The sequence below is a fragment of the Methylobacterium sp. E-016 genome (assembly GCF_022829745.1).
Classification (GTDB): domain Bacteria; phylum Pseudomonadota; class Alphaproteobacteria; order Rhizobiales; family Beijerinckiaceae; genus Methylobacterium.
The window spans coordinates 1-1,914 of sequence record NZ_JAKSYF010000157.1; the positions used below are offsets into that span (position 1 = coordinate 1).

At 69.9% G+C, this 1,914-nt stretch carries 3 protein-coding genes; all 3 read left to right on the forward strand.

Features of this window, described 5'->3' with window-relative positions:
- Positions 1 to 503: cytochrome o ubiquinol oxidase subunit III (gene cyoC, locus MKK68_RS24170; protein ID WP_244033142.1), on the forward strand; the 503-nt coding region annotated here is incomplete at its 5' end.
- Entirely contained in the window at positions 500 to 910 is a 411-nt protein-coding gene (gene cyoD / locus MKK68_RS24175) for a cytochrome o ubiquinol oxidase subunit IV (protein WP_147841995.1), read from the forward strand. The genes cyoC and cyoD, both read left to right, overlap by 4 nt.
- Positions 911 to 945: 35 nt before the next feature.
- Entirely contained in the window at positions 946 to 1,608 is a 663-nt protein-coding gene (locus tag MKK68_RS24180; RefSeq protein WP_244033143.1) for an SURF1 family protein, read from the forward strand.
- Positions 1,609 to 1,914: the final 306 nt, after the last annotated feature.

The following is a 1,914-nucleotide window of genomic DNA, read 5'->3' on the forward strand; positions in this document are numbered from 1 at the left end:
TCTTCGCGGTGCTGTTCGCCACCTACGGGGTTCTCGGCCGCAACTACGCGGCCGGGCCCTCGCCGCGCGACCTGTTCGAGCTGCCGCTGGTGGCGCTCAACACCTCCATGCTGCTCCTGTCCTCCATCACCTACGGCTTCGCCATGCTGGAGATGGAGAAGGACAACGTCCGGACGATGCAGGTCTGGCTCGCGATCACCGGCCTGTTCGGCGCGTGCTTCATCGGCATCGAGCTCTACGAGTTCGCCCACCTGATCCACGAGGGCGCGACGCCGCAGCGCTCGGCCTTCCTGTCCTCGTTCTTCGCCCTGGTCGGCACCCACGGCCTGCACGTCTCGCTCGGCATCGTCTGGTTGATCGTGCTGATGGTGCAGACCGCCCAGAAGGGGCTGATCGTCGAGAACAAGCGCCGGCTGATGTGCCTTTCGATGTTCTGGCACTTCCTCGACGTCGTCTGGATCGGCGTCTTCACCTTCGTGTACCTGATGGGAGTGCTGCAATGAGCTCGGCGACGGGGGCGGGGCACCACGCCGAACCGCACGGTCACGGCCACGACGCGCACGGCCACCCGGCTGGGGCGCACGGCTCGTTCAAGAGCTACATGACCGGCTTCGTGCTCTCGGTGATCCTCACCGCGATCCCGTTCTGGCTGGTGATGAGCGACGTGCTCGGCAACGCCGTGCACACCAGCCTGATCATCATGGCCTTCGCGGTGGTGCAGATCGTGGTCCACATGATCTACTTCCTGCACATGAACACGAAGTCCGAGGGCGGATGGACGATCCTGGCCCTGATCTTCACGCTGACCCTCGTCGTGATCACGCTGACCGGCTCGATCTGGGTGATGTATCACCTGAACACCAACATGATGCCGACGTCGCCGCACGACCTGATGCACCACAAGCCCTGAGGACGTCCCGCCTCGGCCTGACGGCCTTCAACCTCGTGAGCGCGCTGGCGGTCGCGGGGCTCGTCGCCCTCGGGATCTGGCAGGTCGAGCGCCGGGCATGGAAGCTCGACCTGATCGCGCGGGTCGAGGCCCGAATCGGCGCGGCCCCGGTCCCGGCGCCCGGGCCGGCGGCGTGGCCGAGCGTGACCGAGGCCGCCGACGCCTACCGCCACGTCCGGGTGGCGGGCCGCTTCCGCCACGAGTCCACCACGCTGGTCCAGGCGGTGACGGTGCTCGGCGGCGGGTTCTGGGTGCTGACGCCGCTGGTCGCCGACGGCTTCACGGTGCTGGTGAACCGCGGCTTCGTTCCCTCCGATCGCCGCGATCCTGCCGGCTGGCGCCGGCCCGAGGGCGAGGTCGACGTCACCGGCCTGTTGCGCCTCACCGAACCCGGCGGCGCGTTCCTGCGCAGCAACGCGACCGCCGAGGATCGTTGGTATTCCCGCGATGTCGCCGCGATCGCTTCGGCCCGGGGGCTCTCCGGCATCGCGCCCTACTTCATCGATGCGGATGCGTCGGCGGATGATCGCTTGCCAGTCGGCGGGCTGACGGTGGTCGCCTTCCACAACAACCACCTCGTCTACGCGCTGACCTGGTTCACCCTCGCCGCGATGACGCTGGGGGCCGCGATCTACGTGAACGTGGAGCGGCGGAGGTGAGGGGCCTGCTCGTCGGGTTCGGGGGGGGAGCTGCCGCATTCTTCCTCCCCCCTTAAGCGGGGGAGGGTGGCCCGCTAAGCGGGTCGGCCGAGGGGGGCGACGGTGCCTGCGAGGGCGCGCCCCTCCCCCGACCCCCGCCGACGCCAGGCCCACCCTCCCCCGCTCCAGGCGGGAGGGAAGACCCGCGGGCGCTTGAACCGGGCCCCCGCGCCCGGCCGGCGTGCGACCGCCCAGCCCGCCGCGCCCCTCGGCGTCAGCTTTCGGACCCTCCCGCCCCGGCCGCCGGTGCCGGCGTATACCGCGCCG